General features: G+C 57.9%; 17 protein-coding genes. 7 read left to right on the top strand and 10 right to left on the bottom strand.

Translation table 11 applies throughout. From position 1 onward, the window contains the following. Nucleotides 1–39 precede the first annotated feature (39 nt). Nucleotides 40–1,149 carry a uroporphyrinogen decarboxylase gene (gene hemE, locus HMPREF2820_RS01985; protein ID WP_070602523.1) on the bottom strand — a complete coding sequence of 370 codons (1,110 nt, stop codon included), beginning with the start codon at nucleotides 1,147–1,149 and terminating at the stop codon, nucleotides 40–42. A 170-nt stretch (nucleotides 1,150–1,319) separates the two neighbouring features. Between hemE and HMPREF2820_RS01980 the strand changes: the two genes are divergently transcribed. Together HMPREF2820_RS01980 and HMPREF2820_RS01975 are read left to right on the top strand one after the other, a co-directional pair. Next, nucleotides 1,320–1,874, top strand: a complete 555-nt coding sequence (locus HMPREF2820_RS01980; protein WP_016422661.1) for a DUF3000 domain-containing protein — start codon at nucleotides 1,320–1,322, stop codon at nucleotides 1,872–1,874. A gap of 24 nt (nucleotides 1,875–1,898) precedes the next feature. After that, nucleotides 1,899–3,200: an HRDC domain-containing protein gene (locus HMPREF2820_RS01975; protein WP_070602521.1), complete on the top strand. Its 1,302-nt coding sequence runs from the start codon at nucleotides 1,899–1,901 to the stop codon at nucleotides 3,198–3,200. Here HMPREF2820_RS01975 and HMPREF2820_RS01970 read toward each other — a convergent pair whose 3' ends face one another. The 3 genes from HMPREF2820_RS01970 to dut all read right to left on the bottom strand — a co-directional run bounded on the left by HMPREF2820_RS01970 (nucleotide 3,201) and on the right by dut (nucleotide 5,951). Continuing rightward, the gene (locus HMPREF2820_RS01970; RefSeq protein WP_016422659.1) at nucleotides 3,201–4,466 is read right to left on the bottom strand and encodes a class I SAM-dependent RNA methyltransferase; all 1,266 of its coding nucleotides are present in this window, start codon (nucleotides 4,464–4,466) and stop codon (nucleotides 3,201–3,203) included. A 134-nt stretch (nucleotides 4,467–4,600) separates the two neighbouring features. Continuing rightward, complete coding sequence (locus HMPREF2820_RS01965; protein WP_070602519.1) at nucleotides 4,601–5,380, bottom strand: DUF3710 domain-containing protein; 780 nt, start codon at nucleotides 5,378–5,380, stop codon at nucleotides 4,601–4,603. A 118-nt stretch (nucleotides 5,381–5,498) separates the two neighbouring features. Continuing rightward, entirely contained in the window at nucleotides 5,499–5,951 is a 453-nt protein-coding gene (gene dut / locus HMPREF2820_RS01960) for a dUTP diphosphatase (protein ID WP_070602517.1), read from the bottom strand. Nucleotides 5,952–6,117: 166 nt separating this feature from the next. Between dut and HMPREF2820_RS01955 the strand changes: the two genes are divergently transcribed. Further along, nucleotides 6,118–6,594 (top strand): DUF3093 domain-containing protein, encoded by a 477-nt coding sequence (locus HMPREF2820_RS01955; protein WP_070602515.1) that lies wholly within the window; start codon nucleotides 6,118–6,120, stop codon nucleotides 6,592–6,594. 108 nt (nucleotides 6,595–6,702) lie between these two features. Here HMPREF2820_RS01955 and HMPREF2820_RS01950 read toward each other — a convergent pair whose 3' ends face one another. Next, nucleotides 6,703–6,999: a DUF4193 family protein gene (locus HMPREF2820_RS01950; RefSeq protein WP_016422655.1), complete on the bottom strand. Its 297-nt coding sequence runs from the start codon at nucleotides 6,997–6,999 to the stop codon at nucleotides 6,703–6,705. 203 nt (nucleotides 7,000–7,202) lie between these two features. Here HMPREF2820_RS01950 and HMPREF2820_RS01945 point away from each other — a divergent pair, with 203 nt between their 5' ends. Beyond that, a complete protein-coding gene (locus HMPREF2820_RS01945; RefSeq protein WP_160310003.1) occupies nucleotides 7,203–7,811 on the top strand; it encodes a LytR C-terminal domain-containing protein in 609 nt (202 codons plus the stop codon). 9 nt (nucleotides 7,812–7,820) lie between these two features. On the opposite strand, the gene HMPREF2820_RS01940 is transcribed toward HMPREF2820_RS01945, so the two are convergent. Then, the gene (locus HMPREF2820_RS01940; protein ID WP_246819566.1) at nucleotides 7,821–8,714 is read right to left on the bottom strand and encodes an inositol monophosphatase family protein; all 894 of its coding nucleotides are present in this window, start codon (nucleotides 8,712–8,714) and stop codon (nucleotides 7,821–7,823) included. A gap of 118 nt (nucleotides 8,715–8,832) precedes the next feature. On the opposite strand from HMPREF2820_RS01940, the gene ppgK reads away from it, so the two are divergent. Together ppgK and HMPREF2820_RS01930 are read left to right on the top strand one after the other, a co-directional pair. Then, a complete protein-coding gene (ppgK, locus tag HMPREF2820_RS01935; RefSeq protein WP_070602511.1) occupies nucleotides 8,833–9,588 on the top strand; it encodes a polyphosphate--glucose phosphotransferase in 756 nt (251 codons plus the stop codon). 395 nt (nucleotides 9,589–9,983) lie between these two features. Then, the gene (locus HMPREF2820_RS01930; protein WP_016422651.1) at nucleotides 9,984–11,546 is read left to right on the top strand and encodes an RNA polymerase sigma factor; all 1,563 of its coding nucleotides are present in this window, start codon (nucleotides 9,984–9,986) and stop codon (nucleotides 11,544–11,546) included. Between the two features lie 328 nt (nucleotides 11,547–11,874). Here HMPREF2820_RS01930 and HMPREF2820_RS01925 read toward each other — a convergent pair whose 3' ends face one another. The 4 genes from HMPREF2820_RS01925 to HMPREF2820_RS01910 form a co-directional block, all read right to left on the bottom strand. Further along, nucleotides 11,875–13,482: an SLC13 family permease gene (locus tag HMPREF2820_RS01925; protein WP_070602509.1), complete on the bottom strand. Its 1,608-nt coding sequence runs from the start codon at nucleotides 13,480–13,482 to the stop codon at nucleotides 11,875–11,877. 282 nt (nucleotides 13,483–13,764) lie between these two features. Then, entirely contained in the window at nucleotides 13,765–14,205 is a 441-nt protein-coding gene (locus HMPREF2820_RS01920; RefSeq protein WP_070602507.1) for a hypothetical protein, read from the bottom strand. A 51-nt stretch (nucleotides 14,206–14,256) separates the two neighbouring features. Continuing rightward, nucleotides 14,257–16,002, bottom strand: a complete 1,746-nt coding sequence (locus tag HMPREF2820_RS01915; protein ID WP_048733265.1) for a DEAD/DEAH box helicase — start codon at nucleotides 16,000–16,002, stop codon at nucleotides 14,257–14,259. Continuing rightward, the gene (locus tag HMPREF2820_RS01910) at nucleotides 15,999–16,247 is read right to left on the bottom strand and encodes a DUF3039 domain-containing protein (RefSeq protein WP_005509477.1); all 249 of its coding nucleotides are present in this window, start codon (nucleotides 16,245–16,247) and stop codon (nucleotides 15,999–16,001) included. The genes HMPREF2820_RS01915 and HMPREF2820_RS01910 overlap by 4 nt, the downstream gene beginning before the upstream one ends. A 174-nt stretch (nucleotides 16,248–16,421) precedes the next feature. Between HMPREF2820_RS01910 and HMPREF2820_RS01905 the strand changes: the two genes are divergently transcribed. Continuing rightward, a complete protein-coding gene (locus HMPREF2820_RS01905; protein WP_070602505.1) occupies nucleotides 16,422–16,961 on the top strand; it encodes a DUF3099 domain-containing protein in 540 nt (179 codons plus the stop codon). Nucleotides 16,962–16,964 lie beyond the last annotated feature (3 nt).

Raw genomic sequence — 16,964 nt, 5'->3', positions numbered from 1 at the left:
TTAGCTAGTGCGTGTTTTACACGCCTGTTGCGTCGGCTTTTACGTTGCGTGAATGATCTCAACGGCGCGCGTAATCGCGTCGGCATCGGTATTCGGTAGCACCCCGTGACCCAAGTTGAAGATATGTCCACGGGCATCACCACGCTTAATGGCACGGTCCGCCTCAGAGCAGATGCGCTGAATCTCTTGGGTCATTGCATCTTCACCGGCAAAGAGAATCGCCGGGTCAAGGTTGCCCTGCAATGCAAGGCTGTTTTCCGCCGGGTCTGCGCCTCGGTGAACGTCGGAAAGCGTGGCACGAATGTGGTTGGCAGCAACGTCCAGTGGCACGCGCCAGTCGACGCCCATGACTTCTGGGCCGGCTTCAGCCATCGCACCGAGAAGCTCGCCGGTGCCCACACCGAAGTGGATGCGCGGAATGCCGGCGTCGGCGACGGCCTGGAAGATTTCCTTCGAGTACGGCAACACAAAGCGGCGGTAATCACGCTCGGTGAGATAGCCAGCCCAGGAGTCGAAGAGCTGAATAGCGTCCACACCAGCACCAATCTGCGCGCGCAGGAAAGCAATCACCATCGGAGTGATCTTCTGCATCAGGTGATCCCACAATTCAGGGTCCGAGTGCATCAGCGCCTTAGTGCGCTCGTGATTGCGGGATGGACCGCCTTCAATCAGGTACGACGCCAAGGTGAACGGTGCACCGGCGAAACCAATGAGTGCCTGGGTATCAGTCAGCTCTTGCAGAATGAGGCCGATACCCTCGGCCACCGGAGCGAGTTGCTCTTCCGTGACTTCCGGTAGAGCCTTGATGTCTGCTTCCGAGCGCACCGGAGTATCCATTACTGGACCGCGGCCAGGAACAATATCCAGGTTGACACCCGCAGCCTTCAGCGGCACGACAATATCGGAAAAAAGAATCGCAGCATCAACGTCGTGCCTACGTACCGGCTGCATAGTAATCTCAGCGAGCAGTTCCGGACGGAAACAGGAGTCCAACATACCGATGTCCTTGCGCACCTCACGGTACTCAGGCAGTGAACGACCAGCTTGCCGCATAAACCACACCGGGCGGCGCGAAGGAGTTCGACCGTAAGCTGCATCAAGAATCGGGGCATCAGTCAAAGTGCGACGATTGTTCATACGGACAATCATGCCCCACTTACCTTAGAAATTGATATGTGGGGTACTAAGAACAGGAAATTCGCTCGCCCTGCTGTGCGTTTTCGACGAACCGCTTGGTCGCTTCCCACTCTTTTCGGCGCGCCTCCCACTAACGCAAGCGTCATATGGCTAAGTTCAGGCGCGTGAATGGAACCGATTCAATGCCACAGAACTTCCGCGCCGCGGTCCAGTCAATGCATTCTGCTGAACTGCGACCTGAGATTGCTCTGGGCACCGTTCGGCCACCGCAGAAGCTGGCACCGTTTAGCCACGCTGTCTCGCTTGAGGTCACGCAGCCCGAAGCTGATATCGTCCCTGAGTCCTCGGACGACGATGCCTTTGGTCGTTTAATTTTGCTCCATGACCCCCGCAGTGAGGAAACCTGGGACGGTGACATGCGCTTGGTTGCATACATCCAGGCGGATATGGATGCCTCCCTCGCGGAAGATCCGCTGCTTCCCCAGGTTGCCTGGCAATGGCTCACCGAGGCTCTGGCTGAGAACAACGCCGAACTGTCGAACTTGGGTGGCACGGTGACTACTACGAACTCTGTCCGCTACGGCGAGATTGGCGGCAAGCCACAGGCCTTTCAATTAGAAATGCGCGCATCGTGGACTGCTCGTGGCACCGACCTGCGCACTCATGTTGAATCCTTCGCTCAGGTACTAGCGAACGTCGCTGGTCTGCCACCCGTCGGCGTATCCCTGCTGGGCTGATACCGACGACCGAAGAGGCGTGCGATGAGCTCCGACGTGGAAACTAGTCCCGACGTAGAGGTAAGACTTGCCCCTGCCGAGGGAACTCCACGCGTGCTTTCCGACATCGACGACATTATTGACGCCGGAGAGCAGCTAGCCCAAGGACACGGTTGGCTCGCAGTCGATACTGAACGAGCCTCGGCATATCGCTACGACGACCGCGCCTTCCTGCTTCAATTTCGCCGCCGTGGAGCGGGCACCTTTCTCATTGATCCCGAAGACGGTCACAAGGCGATGGCCGTTTTCGGTTCCTCAGTCAACGACCTGACCTGGATCATTCACGCCGCTCATTCTGACCTTCCCGGCCTCGCAGCTCTGGGCCTCTACCCCACCAAAGTCATTGACACTGAGCTGGCCGGCCGGCTTCTCGGACTGGAGCGAGTCAATTTAGCAGCTCTGACGGAACGACTCCTCGGAGTTGGACTTGCCAAGGGGCACGGTCGAGAGGATTGGTCTACTCGTCCACTGCCAGCGGATTGGCTGGACTACGCAGCCCTGGATGTCGAGCTGCTCATCGAACTCGCCGAGGTTCTTTGTCAGGCGCTGACTGAGCTCGACCGTTTGGAATGGCTGGAACAGGAATGCGAACGCGAACTTGCTCTAAACCGTAAATACCTCGATGGTCTGCACGTCGGACACTCGTGGCAGGGGCTCAAAGGGATTGGGAAGCTGCGCACTCCCGAACAACTTCACGTCGCCCGTGCACTGTGGACTGAGCGTGACGAAATCGCACAGCGCCGTGATGTCTCCCCAACACACGTCATGGGGCACAGCGTTCTGCGTGCAATCGCAGAACAACTCCCCGGTACGCAGCGTGAACTGACTGCAATCCGTGGATTTCCACGTCGCCGTCGCGGTGCTGCGGACGCTTGGTTGAAGGTCGTTAATGAAGCCCGTCAGGAACCAAGGTCGTCATGGCCGAAGCCCCAAAAGCCGCCTCGGAACGAGATGCCCCACTTTCGACGTTGGGCTGAGCATGCCCCACAAGCCGCCGAAATTTTCGAAACCACGCGAGACTGCATCGACAACGTCTGTGCCCAAATACATCTGCGCAAAGACACACTCATCACTTCCGCGCAGACACGTGAACTGGTTTGGTGGATTCACAGCCGCGCAGTCGGCTCATTCGTTTTCCGCCACCACGACAACTACGCTGGCGGCCTGCCAGCCGTTACCGAAATCTCCGCTCACCTCAGCGAACAGGGTTTCCGCCCATGGCAGGCACATTTGCTTGCCGACGTGATCGGCGCCAACGTTCTTGCGCCCATGCGGCAGCCACTCTAGCTACAGCTGCTCCAGCACCGCGATGGTTTCAAAGTGATGCGTTAGACCAAATGCGTCCACGACCTCGAGGTGTTTGAACGCGTAGCCATAGTCAGCCCAGTACCGGGCATCGCGGGCAAAAGTCGCCGGATCGCAACCGAAATGTACGACCGTGCGTGGCTTGGCTTCTGCAATAGCGGCAATGGCATCCTTACCAGCACCGGAGCGCGGAGGGTCGAGAACGACGATATCCGGGTTTGGTGTTTCCGCATTAGCAACTTCGCGGCGCACTACCTTGGTGACATCCCCGGTTACGAACCGGACTGGTGCCGCAGGCGACGCATTTCCACTGTGGTCAGCTGCAGTGAAAGCCTTGCGCCCCGCCGTCGCGGCCGCGGCAAAACCCTCGACAGAGAGAATTGAACCCTCTGCGTCAACTAGCTTGCGCAGTGCCGCCGACAGAACGCCTGCGCCACCGTAAAGATCCCAACCGCAGGAGAAAGACTGACCAACCAACAGGTCGATGATGCGCGATCCATAGAACTCAGGGGCATGGCAATGGGCTTGCCAAAAACCGGTCGTCGGCACATCGAAAGTAATTCCGTGAACGGTGTGCTGTGTAGTTGGCTCGCCTTCAATCAACGTTTGCGTGCGGTTCCTGCCGCTGCCGGAAACGTATACAGCACTTCGGTTACCCTCCGTGTCCATGGCCACATGGAGTTCTCCTGGCTTCGGCTTCTTGCTCCCTCGACCGCGAGCAGGCTTAGCAACAGGGATGGTTCCGGCCGTCGAAAAGCCAGCGATGAGGTTGGGAACTGTTTGGACGCACTCGGAGCCGATGACGAGCTCGTGGGAACGGGAACGACGTAATCCCGCTCGTCCCTGGGAATCCACACCCAGCCGCACGCGCGTGCGCCAACGGGAGGTCGGAGCCAGTGGAAGAACATCGATAGCTGGCAGCTCGTCGGCGGTGAAACGTCCAAGACGGCGCAGGCAATCGGTCAAGACATCAGCCTTGAGACGCGCCGCGTGCTCAGGATCAATAAAACCCCAGTCGCAACAGCCCGCGCCCTGCTGAGCTGCTTCGCAACGCTGCGAAATTCGATGCTCTGAGGCATCCAAAACCTCAACGACATTGCCGCGCCACAGCTTGGCATCAGGTTTGGCAATTTCGACAACAACGCGTTCGCCGGGGATACCGCCGGTGACGAAACCGATTCGTCCGTCGTAGCTGGCAATGAATTCTCCGCCGGCAGCGGGACGGTCAATAGTCACTTCGATGTTCACGCAGTGTGATACTACCCGCTGACAAGAGAAAAGCCGCCGTCGGGTGACGGCGGCGGGCAGTGCACAGTGGCGTCTGCAGATCCTTTTCTAACTGGTCAAGTAGCTAGCTTCTCTCTGCTGGCGGGTTGACAAAACTAATTGGTGGAGCCATCCGGGTTGATACCAGTAGCGCCTGGCACCTGCCCGGGTTCACCTTCAGCTTGGGCAGCCTGGGTCTGCTGCTGGTATGCCTGACGAATCTGCTCGGCCATCTGGGACGGCAGCGTAACCGGAAGCGGCTGACCTGCTGGCATCGGGTTTTCACCGCGAGAGACGAAGCTACGGGCAAGGAGACCGCGGGCGAGATCTGCGAGTTCCTCCGCCCGATCAGCCGGACCGGAAGCCGTCATGCGAAGCATCCAACGCGGGCCGTCGGCGCCGATGATTCGCATTTCCATATCGGAGGTGCGACCTACGACCTCAGAACCCCACGGCCCCTGCTCGACGTGGACATCGAGGCCATCGGACTCAAGACCGTCCTTGATTTCCTGAGCGGACTCCTCCCAGAGGCCGCCCGACGTCGGAGCAGCGAATGCTACAGGAGTTACGCGGCCATGCTCAGTGGCGACGTGCAGCATGGTTGGACCTGTCGGCCCCATCTCCACCTGAATATCACCAACGTGAGGAATAGGCAGCAGCATCGAACCGAGGTTCAGGCTGGCCTTCGCGAAGTCCGAAAAATCAAACTGCGTCGGGCTAGCGCTGTTGATATCGAAGGGGCCGTTTGCTGGTGCGTTCTCCGCGGCGGTTTCCGACGCGTCGTCATGCACGGTTGCGGTAGCCTCCTCAGAAGCTGGCGCCGCAGAGTCGGTGGTAACGGCCTCTGCCTCAGCAGCTGGTTCTTCTGGCTGGTTCTTCTTTCCAAATGGCCACATGGTGGTTTATTGACACCTCGCTAAAAAGAAATCTTTGTATACGCTTTTGTAAACGCTTTATTGAGCTCTTCACGCATTGAACCACACTTGGTAGGGTCCCCGCGCTGTCAGAGGCGTTTTAAAGCGTCGTGGACACTCCGGTTGACCCGTGACCGCCCGCGCCGCGTTCAGTTTCATCGAGCTCATCGACTTCCACCAGCGGGCTGAGCTCGACCTTCTGCACAACCAATTGGGCAATTCGATCGCCCTTGGCGATCTCCACCGCATTGGTCGGGTCCAAGTTGATCAGGCAGACTTTAAGCTCACCACGGTAACCGGCATCAATCGTGCCGGGAGCGTTGACGATGGATAGCCCCTTTTTGAAAGCCAATCCGGAGCGTGGATGAACCAATCCCACTGTGCCCGCCGGCAAGGCAATGGCAATTCCGGTTCCGACGAGTGCCCGTTGCCCTGGTGCTAGGACGACATCCTCCGCTGAGCTCAAATCCACACCGGCATCATCGGCATGCGCACGCTGGGGAATCACTGCGTCTTTAGCGAGCTTTTTCACTTGCACCGGGGCATAAGTCATTTCTTTGTATATCCTTCGCTGTCGCGTCTTTTAAGAACCGCACTTCGGCCTTGTCAGTACCGAGCATAGCCGTGCCCTAGAATGGATAACCGTGAGTGGAAAAGATAACCTGCAGCCTCGTCGCGGCGACAGCTCAGCATCCGTCTCTGAAGGTGCGGCAATAACAATGAGCTCGAGCGGAGATTCATCGATTGTCTATTCCGAAAAGCTCTGGGTTCCCTGGTGGTTCTGGGTACTCGGCGGTGTTGCCGTTTTCGTATGCACGGCTCAGATTGGCTTTAACCGTTCACCGATTTGGCTTGTCATCGGCGGCATTATTTGTCTGGCCGTGGGCGTGTGGGTGCTGTTGACTATGTCGAAGACCACGGTGTCCGTAGAAGTGGACAGCACTGGTGAACGCTGGCTTCACGCTGGCACGGCAGTTTTGCCAGCATCGGTTGTTGCCAAATCCCTGGTGGTCCCGAAGTCCGCGCAGCGCAATGCGTTGGGCCGTCAGCTCGATCCAGCAGCATTCCTGGTTACGCACACGTGGATTCCCACGATGGTACTGCTAGTCCTCGACGATCCGGACGACCCCACCCCCTATTGGCTGGTCTCCACCCGCCACCCCGAGGCACTACTTGACAGTTTCTTCGACCGCTAGGTCAAATCTCTCACCGCCGCTACACGCTTGCCGACGGTCCCAGCGCCGCCAGAACCGTGGTAGTGGCGGTTTTCCTTTTTCTAGGAAGCTATCCCGGCTGTGCGGGGATTAGGCACAGTCCTGACAGATGGGGAATCCATCGCCGTTATCGATTGCGATCATTGAGCGGTGCATCACCATGAAGCAGGAGCCGCAGGTGAATTCATCCTCCCCCTTGGGGGCAACATCCATATCGAATTCTTCACCCGCGATGTCGGCGACCGGCAACTCGAACGGCTCGACAATTTCGCCGTCGTCAGTGTCGTCGATTTCCTTCTCAGCAGATGCAGCCTGAAGGCCCTCAAGGGAATCGGTCTCCAGCTCTTCGGTTTCACGAGTACGCGGGGCATCGTAGTTTACAGCCATGTCCCAAACCTTCTTTCTGGACCTTTGCTAGACATTGTGAACTGACTTTTTCTCGGAGAATACAACGCGTTGAGACGATTGACACCCTGTACTCTCCAGTGCCTTTCTCAGCGGATATTAAGGCAATTCACGCAATCTGTCATCTCTGCAGGTCAGAATAGGTTTCTATGCCTATTAGACGAGGAGACGATAACATGATGGCTATGAGTTCAGGCCCCGCGAGCATTACGAGCGCATCACATCGACGAAAAATTGTTCCCTACGTGGTGGTTTCCGTCGTTGCTGTAGTTATTGCCGCTACGTTGTGGGTGTTGGCATTCCGCAGCCAACCGGCAAGTTATCCGGTGTCCTGTTCCCTCCCCGCGGCTGGGGCCCCTGTTTCCTCCACCACGCTAATCGGAGAGCACGTCGTTCCACCGTCGGATGTTCATGTGCGCGTTTATAATGCCAACGGCAAAGTCGGCCAGGCTACAACCGTCGCCGAGCAATTGCGGCAGCTCGATTTTGTCCTCGATGAGCAGGTTCCCTACGGCAACGACCCTATTGTGGAAAACCAAGACCTCGGTTGCTTCGGCCAGCTGCGTTATGGCGAGGACTTCAATGGCCACGCCGCGGCGCTTCACGCTCTTTTCCCCTGCTTTGAGCTCATCCACGATGGTCGGCCGGATGCAACCGTCGATGTGTCGTTGGGTAAGGGGTTTAAGGATCTCGAAGTAGCCAGCCAGGTTGAGGAAACGATGTCCGCATTGAACCGTGGCGAACAAGCCGACCTAGAGGGTTTGAGCTCGTTAGGCTCGAGCACCTGCTCCTAGACCGACGCACTAATTCCTAGCCTTCGCGATAGCACCATCCAATGCCTCGAAGAACGCATCGGCAACTTCAGAGTTCGCCGCACCGACACCAAAGTCGAGCGGGTCTCCCTCCGGCTGGCCAGTAACGTTGGCACACTGAGTGAATTCCGGGACCCTAATCCTTGCGCCTGCTTCAGCCGCAATCAGAGCACCAGCTGCATAATCCCAAACCTTGATGTCGTGTTCGTAATACGCATCAACACGGCCGTGCGCCACCATGCACAAATCCAGCGCCGCCGATCCCATGCGCCGAATATCTCGACACTCCCCCAGCAACTGCGACGCTATCCGGCCCTGCACCTGCCGGAGACTAGCGGAATAGCTGAATCCCGTTGCCACAAGTGTCTTTTCCAGCTCGGCCGTTGGGGAACAACTAAGCGTCTGCACAGTGCCGTCCCGTCGAGAAACCTGAGCGCCCTCTCCCTTAGCTGCACTGTAAATCTCTCCCGAGGACGCATTTGCCACTGCACCCGCCACTACCTCATCGCCTACGGCGCAAGCGATACTCACAGCAAAATTGGGCATGCCGTAGAGGAAATTCACCGTACCGTCGATGGGGTCTACAATCCAGGTCACCGCTTCGCCCTCGTTGGCAGCCTGCGCTGGGGAACTCGCGCCGTCGTAAAGCCCGCCTTCTTCGCCCAAAATGCGGTCAGAGCTGCTAAACGTCTTGATAAGCGAACGAATGAGCTCCTCAGATTCACGGTCGACGACGGTGACGGGGTCTACAGCTGAAGACTTCGTTTCGGAGCTTGCTAAAACGCCATCGGAGCCGAGTTCGACCCGACGACTGGCGATGTGCGCCGCGGCTGCGCGGGCGATAAGTACCGCGCGATCGCGCAATTCCCTGACGCTGGGTCGCACGGAACCGGGGCTATTCGACGCACTAAACCCCCTATTATCTGCCCTGCTAGCGAGTTGTTCGGTGCCACGCGAGTTAATGCTCATGCCCCCATTGTGTCTGTTTCGTACAATTTGAGCTATGGGACAACGAATTGGATTTGGCATCGACGTCGGAGGCTCTGGAATCAAGGGTGGCCGCGTGGACCTTGATACTGGGCAGCTTATTGGTGACCGCATTAAGATTTTCACGCCACAGCCGGCAACTCCGGAAGCGGTTGCGGAGACCATTGCAGAAATTGTGGACATTGCGAAGTGGGATTCCGATGTCGGCATCACGATTCCGTCCGTCGTACAGAATCAGATTGCCTTGCTGGCCGCCAATATTGACGGTTCTTGGGTTAATACGAACTGCCAAGAGCTCTTCGCTAAATGCCTGCCCAACAACAAGGCGCACGTGCTTAACGACGCTGACGCTGCCGGCCTCGCTGAAGTCCAGTTTGGCGATCCGGGCAATAAGACAGGCGCCGTGTTGTTGCTAACTTTTGGTACAGGCATCGGCTCCGCGCTTATTCATGACGGACTGCTCTACCCCAATTCGGAGTTAGGCCACCTCATCATTGATGGCATGGAGGCCGAACACTTTGCATCCGCGAGAGTTAAGGATGTGGAGGGGCTCGGCTTCGAAGAGTGGGCTGAGCGCGTGAGCAAAGTGCTTAAGACCTACGAGGCGCTGTTTTGGCCGTCACGGATCATCGTCGGCGGCGGAATCAGTCGCGAACACGAAAAGTGGATTCCGCTGTTGACATGTAAGACTCCAGTTGTCCCCGCAAGTCTGGATAATAATGCGGGTATTGCTGGCGCCGCCTTTGCAGCTGACCAGGGACTTTACCCTTAACCACTTTCATTTCTTATATGGGGATTGGTAGCTACGTGTCGGGCGTGACACGTGCTTGAAGCCATGCCCCGTGGCGGCGATTTTCAGAATTGGTTTACAATAAGAAGTTGACTCACGGCAAGGTTGAATAATCAACAGGCTCGAGGAGGATTGGGAAAATCGAATTCCAGCGCACTGCTTCGATGAGGATTTTCACCGATTACTTCTTCGCTAGGAGCCAGAAAGCAACACTGATGACCGTGGCACGAAAAGGTCAGCTCTGAATGTTTTCCATTCGGCTAGTTGGCTATAGACGAAGTAAAGGCGCACCACTGGCGCGTTGAGCTTCTCTTCGACCGAGAGAAGCTGGCGGCGGCTTTGGCGGCGCACACAACGTACATCGTGAAAGGGCGTTCGTGGCAGGCAACGAACTGGGGCAAGCTCAGGACCAATCCACCGGGAGTGGCACCGGTTCAGCTACTCCTGCAAAGAAGGCTGTAAAGAAGGCCATCAAGAAGGCAGTGAAGAAGACCGTGGCAAAGAAGACTGCCGCGAAGAAGACTGCTGCCAAAAAGACGGCTGCTACCAAAACTGCGGCGAAGAAGACGACCGCTAAGAAGGCAGCGGCCAAGAAGACCGTGAAGAAGGCGGCCAAGAAGTCCGTCGCTAAGAAAACCACGCGTAAGGCCGCCGCCAAGAAGGCAACTAAGCGGACAACGGCTGCGAAGGCCACCGCGGCCAAGGCTGCTGCAGCGAAGGCGAAGGACGCGCAGGCTCTCGACGCAACTGAGAACGAAGAACTCGAGGACGAGGAACTCGACCACGACTTGGAGCAGGAGCAGGACTACGACCCGGATCTGGATGATGACCTCGAAGACGATGATCTTCACGACGATCTGGATGATGACGACCTCGAAGACGACGACCTCGACGATGATGAAGAAGAGGACGACGAGGACGAAGACGAAGACGAGGATGAAGAGGACGAGGGCGACGAGGTCTGGAACGAGGACGAGTCCGCTCGTCTGCGTCAGGCCCGCAAAGATGCTGCCCTCACCGCCTCCGCCGACTCTGTCCGCGCCTACCTCAAGCAGATTGGTAAGGTCGCGCTGCTGACTGCCGAGGAAGAAGTCAGTCTGGCAAAGCGCATCGAGGCCGGTCTGTATGCGCAGTACAAGATTGACGAGGCCAAGGAAGCCGGCGAGCGCATCGCTTACGCTCAAAAGCGCGACTTGCGCGAGATTTCTCGCGACGGTCAGCGCGCCAAGAATCACCTGCTCGAGGCCAACCTCCGTCTTGTGGTGTCCCTGGCAAAGCGCTACACCGGCCGTGGCATGGCTTTCCTCGACTTGATTCAGGAAGGCAACCTCGGCCTGATTCGTGCGGTCGAGAAGTTCGACTACACCAAGGGCTACAAGTTCTCCACCTACGCAACGTGGTGGATTCGCCAGGCCATTACTCGTGCAATGGCCGACCAGGCTCGAACCATTCGTATTCCGGTTCACATGGTTGAGGTCATTAATAAGCTCGGCCGTATCCAGCGTGAGCTGCTCCAGGATTTGGGCCGCGAGCCCACTCCGGAAGAGCTCGCTAAGGAGATGGACATCACCGAGGAAAAGGTTCTCGAGATTCAGCAGTACGCTCGTGAACCCATTTCGCTGGACCAGACCATCGGTGACGAGGGTGACTCTCAGCTCGGTGACTTCATCGAGGACTCCGAGGCAGTCATCGCCGTTGACGCCGTCAGCTTCACGCTCCTCCAGGATCAGCTTGGCGACGTCTTGGAGACTCTCTCCGAACGTGAAGCCGGTGTCGTCCGCTTGCGCTTCGGCCTTACCGACGGCATGCCACGTACCCTGGACGAGATTGGTCAGGTCTACGGTGTGACACGCGAGCGTATCCGTCAGATTGAGTCCAAGACGATGTCCAAGCTGCGTCACCCATCGCGTTCGCAGGTTCTGCGCGACTACTTGGAGTAAAGCTTTAACCTGAAGTTGTTCAGGGGCTAACAGCTAGCCCCAGAGAATCGGGCTTGAATGAGGTTTTACACCTTTTTCGGGCCCGGTTCTCTTTAAGGGGGGGGCTAGGGTCAGGGCCAGCGGGTTACTGACTGCGTTTATGTCAAAAATGACCTAAAAAATGGCCTGAAAGTGTCATAAACTCACACAGTTTCACATTTGCAGCCAAAAGCCCCGAACCACCAAAGTGGAACGGGGCGAAGGAGCATCTGAGCAACGCTAGGCGGAGAAGCCCGGTGGCGGTTCAGAGCACTGCTCCACCATCCACTACGGGCTACTACATACCCAGCTAGTACACGACGCCGAATACCCACTGCAGCAGCGTCAGCGATGCCACAGAAATCACGATCAGTGCGACGACGTTCAGCCAGACACCGGCCTTGACCATGTTGTCCATGCTGACGTAGCCGGAGCCGTAGGCGATGGCGTTCGGCGGTGTTGCAACCGGCATCATGAAGGCCGAAGTAGCTGCCAGTGCAACTGGTACGGCGAAAATCATCTGGTCGTGGCCCAGACCGATAGCCATGGCACCTACCAACGGCAGGAAGGTCGCAGCCGTCGCTGTGTTAGAAGTGAACTCGGTCAGGAACAGAACAACGGCACCGACGACAACTACGAGTGCAGCCACTGGCATCCAGCCGAGGGTAGACAGCTGCTCGCCAATCCAGTCCGACAGCCCAGAGGCACCGAACTGCGAGGACAGTGCCAGGCCACCACCGAACAGCAGCAGCACGCCCCACGGCAGCTCTAACGCATTTTCCCAACGCATAAGCTTAACGCCATCAGGACCGCCCGGAATAATGAACAGCGCAATACCCACGGTCATTGCGATAACCGCATCGGCGATCTTGGTGTCGGGCAGCAGCACCGGAACAAAGACCCACGCCAGCGCAGCCGCGATAAACACCATGAGCACGCGACGCTCACCAGCCGACATACGACCGAGGCGCTTGAGTTCATCACGCATGAGTTCGCGGCCACCCGGAATGTGCGTAATCTCCGGCTTGAACAGCACGTTCGTCAACAGGAACCAGGCACAGAACATGAGCACAATCGCCACCGGGACACCGAGCAGCATCCACTGGCCAAACCCAATATTGACGCCTTGCTCCGCCATGTAGGCCGCCAGCATAGCGTTCGGAGGAGTACCAATAATGGTGCCCAGCGAACCAATCGATGCCGCGTAAGCGATACCCAGCATCAGCGCGATACCGAAGTTCGACTTTGGCATCGGGTCATAGCTTGACGACGACTCCTCGGCCTCCTCCAGCGCATCCCCACCGGGGGTTTCAGCGACGGATTCGCTCGCAGAGCCCGTATCCTCTGCAGCAACCTTTTCATCGTGCAGCATTCGGACAATGAGGCTCAGGACGGACACACCGATTGGCAGCATCATCACGGCCGTGGCCGTGTTGGAGACCCACATCGACAGGAAGCCAGTAGCCACCATGAAGCCGAGAATCAGCATCTTTGGTGACGACCCCATGAGCACCAGAACCCACAATGCGACGCGCTTGTGGAGGTTCCAACGCTGCATCGCCAGCGCCAACAGGAAGCCGCCCATAAAGAGGAAGATGGTCGGGTCTGTGTACTTGCCCGAGAAATCCTTAATCTCCGCGAGGTTGAGAATCGGGAATAGAGCCAGCGGCAGCAGAGCCGTAACGGCAATCGGGATAGCCTCGGACATCCACCACACGGCCATAAGCACTGCTACGCCTGCGGTTGCACGCAGGTTGTGATCGAGCTCAGCCGGCATAAAGAAGTACACGAGCAGGGCCAGGATGATACCGAGTCCTAGACCGGTGCGCTTACGGAAAAGCTCCCGGCTGAGGTATCCACGGTCTTGTTGGCCAGGTGACAGTTCCGGGGAGTTGTCGCGCGTAGATGTCGCTGCCACGATTCACGCTCCTATTTAATAATCAGCAGACATCCTGTATTGCACGCATGTTCAAACGTTTACCGCATGTAGGGGATGCCAAATGTGGGTACTTTCTGACACCAATATCATTACCAACACTCGGCCAGATATGAGATTTCGCTAAGAAACCCCCGGCCGAAACTGCAGGCAGTTGGGCTTCGGGGGTGGATTACGGGGTTAGCTCATTTCCTGATTGCGTATTTGGCGTTGACCGAAAACTCCGGGCACAAAGTAAGACCGCCATTGATGTCGCTTCCGAATTCACTCCGATTGCTTCTTTGGCTGATCAGTACCCATCTGCTTAGAGATGCACTCGGCATACTCTCCCGAGGTGCGCTCGAACTTCTCGCACTTCGACATCGCATCTGATGTCGACGAATACAACATCAGCGACACCACGGCGGCTGCGATACCCGTCACAATGCCGACCACGCCCAATCCGAACGAACCGCTGATGACCGCGTCTCCCCCAGCTGCCTGCACGCGTTTCTTAGCACTCATTGCCTTCGCAATCGCGATGATGCCCAGAACAATGCCAAAGACACCGAGGATGCCACCAACAATCATCCAGGACATCAAGAGTCCGCCGACGCCAAAGATCAGTGCCAGCACGCCAATAGTCCGACCGTCATTGCCTGGTACAGCTGACAAACCACCGCCGGTCAATTCCGACGGCCTCGACTTATCACTGCTTGCCGACATTCTTCTCTCCACCATAATCTGCCCGATAGATTGCTCAGTTCGTTTGAAACCCTACCAATTACGCAGGTAGCTGATGCGATCACGCAACTGTTCCTCCGTACATAGCGCAGTCGGCGGGCCACCACAGGCGCGCCGAACCTCGTTATGCACTTGACCATGTGGCTTACCGGTTCGCGCCGCTGTCATCGACACCAGCGTATTGAGCTCCTTCCGTAACTTCGGCAACACCTCACTGGCCACCTTCTGCGGCCTTGGGTACGCCGATCCTTCAATGCGGTGCACCGCGCCCCCTTCGCCTCCGCTTGACGACGATTCCCTCGCCTCCTCGCGGGCTTCCTTCTCTCGGGCACTGGCGGCTTTAAGCTGTTCATCCTGCCGCTGACGCAGCAAGAGTCGCATCTGATCGGCGTCGAGAAGCCCTGGCAAACCCAGATAATCGGCCTCTTCGGCGGAACCGGCAACGGTTGCGGTGCCGTAGGAGGAGCCGTCGTAGATGAGGTAGTCGAGTTCAGCATCCGCGCCAATGGATTCGTAGGCCGGCAGCAATTCGTCGGGCTCATCCTTGCGGCGATTGGCCTCAGCGACCAAGTCATCCTCCCAGCCTTCCGAAGGCCGATCCGGCTTGCCGAGCACGTGGTTGCGCTGCACCTCCATCTGCGAGGCCAAGTCGAGCAGCACCGGAATCGACGGCAAGAAGACCGAAGCGGTCTCCCCCGGCATGCGGCTTCGCACGAATCGTCCGATAGCCTGCGCGAAGAATAGTGGAGTCGAGGAACTGGTCGCGTACACGCCGACCGCCAGCCTCGGCACGTCCACGCCTTCGGAGACCATGCGCACGGCCACCATCCACTCATCGGTGGACTCGGAGAAAGTCTTGATTCGTTCCGACGAGCCCGGTTCATCCGAGAGCACTAACGCCACCGGCGTAGAGGCAATCTGCTCGAGAATGCGTTTGTACGCACGGGCAGTTGCCGCATCGGAGGCGATAACCAGGCCACCCGCGTCCGGGATATGCTGCCTCATCTGCGAGAGCCGGGTGTGCGCTGCCCGCAGCACAGATGGCATCCACTCGCCCTTTGGGTCAAGCGCGGTGCGCCAAGCACGCGTGGTCTCCTCTGGACTCATCACGGTGCCCAGTCGCGCAGCGAACTCATCACCCGCGCTATCACGCCAGCGAGCTTCACCGGAATAAGCCAAAAAGACCACTGGGCGCACGACGCCGTCGGCAAGCGCATTGGAATAGCCGTACGTGTAATCGGCGACGGAACGCGAGTAACCATCGCCGTCCGGCGAGTAGCGAACAAACGGAATCGCCGCGTCATCGGAGCGGAACGGCGTACCAGTTAGGCACAGGCGGCGTTCGACATCGCCGTAAGCTTCGGAAATACCGTCGCCCCAGCTCTTGGCATCGCCGCCGTGGTGCACCTCGTCCAGAATCACCAATGTCGGCCGAGCGGTGGCTACGGCATGGTGCTTAAACGGATGCACTGCGACTTGGGCGTAGGTCACAACAATTCCCTGGTAGGAGGGGTTTACCACACCCTTGGCGTTGGTGAATTTGGGATCCAACGCAATCCCCGAACGAGCAGCGGAAGCAGCCCACTGCACTTTCAGGTGCTCAGTGGGAACCACGACGATGATGCGCTCGACGATCCGGCGCGACAGCAACTCACTGGCGATACGCAGGGCGAAGGTCGTCTTACCTGCGCCCGGTGTCGCCACTGCAAGGAAGTCCTTGGGGTTAGTCGCCAGGTATTTGTCGAGAGCCTCCTGCTGCCATTTACGAAGCCCGCTCACTTGCGACGCAGGGACTTGTAAATCCGCTCGCAGTCAGGGCATACCGGTGAACCCGGCTTCGCCGACTTCTTCACTGGGAAGGTTTCACCGCACAGAGCAACGACGTAGGAGCCGTTGACCGCGGAGTTCACGATCTGGTCCTTCTTGACGTAATGGAAGAACTTCGGGGTGTCGTCCCTCGTCGACTCATCGACGCGGGTATCGGTGCGTTCAATCGTCTTTGTCGTCTTCAATGGAGTGCTCACAGATTCCAATTGTGCCCCATCGGTCAAATTATGCCCAGTGACCCAGGTGCTGGCCGCTGCTGACTGCTGCCTTCCATAGCCATCCACAACATCGCTACGACTACGCGAGCATGCGGCTGCAACGGACATAGCTAGTTGAGACGACCCCACGCCACAGGCGTATGCTAGACAACCATGGCGCGAATCAATGACCGTCGCGACTCCGCGCTGCCGAAACGCGGAAGTTCCCGGCGACGCAAGAAAGACGCGGCGTTGATTACCGACGCCCGCGGCTCTCGGATTCGCAACTATGACCACCGCCGCCACGTCTACGCGGCTCTGCAATGGTCTCGCATTCCGCTGCTGCTTCTTTCCGGCGCTTTTTATCTTTGGTGGGATGTGCCGTGGATCGCAGCGATTCTCATGGTCGTCTCCGTACCCATGCCGTGGATCGCGGTTGTCATCGCCAATGGCGTTGGAGAACCCGCTGACAAGCGTAAGCCGCGCGTCTACAAGCCTGGAGTTGTACGCGAGCAAAACCGCAAATGGGAGGAGCAGCAACGCCAGCGCGCCCTCAAGGAAGCAGAGATGCGCGCGCTCGGTTCGGCCGCCAGTACCGAAGACACCGACGCACCGCCGCAGTCCGGTAACGAGACCATCTCAACCCCCTTCGATGATGCAAATGTCATCGATATGCCGGAAGACGACGATCCGTCGTCAAGCTCCCCTAACTAGCCC

It is taken from the genome of Corynebacterium sp. HMSC064E08 (assembly GCF_001811805.1).
Taxonomy (GTDB): domain Bacteria; phylum Actinomycetota; class Actinomycetes; order Mycobacteriales; family Mycobacteriaceae; genus Corynebacterium; species Corynebacterium jeikeium_D.
Note: the sequence above shows the minus strand (reverse complement) of the source record. Positions and strands in the feature narration are given on the sequence as shown.

What these genes read in the sequence shown, in the direction of transcription:
- HMPREF2820_RS01975 (WP_070602521.1), top strand. Translation starts at nt 1,899, where the DNA reads ATGAGCTCCGACGTGGAAACTAGTCCCGACGTAGAGGTAAGACTTGCC.
- HMPREF2820_RS01955 (WP_070602515.1), top strand. Translation starts at nt 6,118, where the DNA reads ATGAGCTCGAGCGGAGATTCATCGATTGTCTATTCCGAAAAGCTCTGG.
- HMPREF2820_RS01980 (WP_016422661.1), top strand. Translation starts at nt 1,320, where the DNA reads ATGCCACAGAACTTCCGCGCCGCGGTCCAGTCAATGCATTCTGCTGAA.
- HMPREF2820_RS01945 (WP_160310003.1), top strand. Translation starts at nt 7,203, where the DNA reads ATGAGTTCAGGCCCCGCGAGCATTACGAGCGCATCACATCGACGAAAA.
- ppgK (WP_070602511.1), top strand. Translation starts at nt 8,833, where the DNA reads ATGGGACAACGAATTGGATTTGGCATCGACGTCGGAGGCTCTGGAATC.
- dut (WP_070602517.1), bottom strand. Translation starts at nt 5,951, where the DNA reads ATGACTTATGCCCCGGTGCAAGTGAAAAAGCTCGCTAAAGACGCAGTG.
- HMPREF2820_RS01950 (WP_016422655.1), bottom strand. Translation starts at nt 6,999, where the DNA reads ATGGCTGTAAACTACGATGCCCCGCGTACTCGTGAAACCGAAGAGCTG.
- HMPREF2820_RS01905 (WP_070602505.1), top strand. Translation starts at nt 16,422, where the DNA reads ATGGCGCGAATCAATGACCGTCGCGACTCCGCGCTGCCGAAACGCGGA.
- hemE (WP_070602523.1), bottom strand. Translation starts at nt 1,149, where the DNA reads ATGATTGTCCGTATGAACAATCGTCGCACTTTGACTGATGCCCCGATT.
- HMPREF2820_RS01920 (WP_070602507.1), bottom strand. Translation starts at nt 14,205, where the DNA reads ATGTCGGCAAGCAGTGATAAGTCGAGGCCGTCGGAATTGACCGGCGGT.
- HMPREF2820_RS01965 (WP_070602519.1), bottom strand. Translation starts at nt 5,380, where the DNA reads ATGTGGCCATTTGGAAAGAAGAACCAGCCAGAAGAACCAGCTGCTGAG.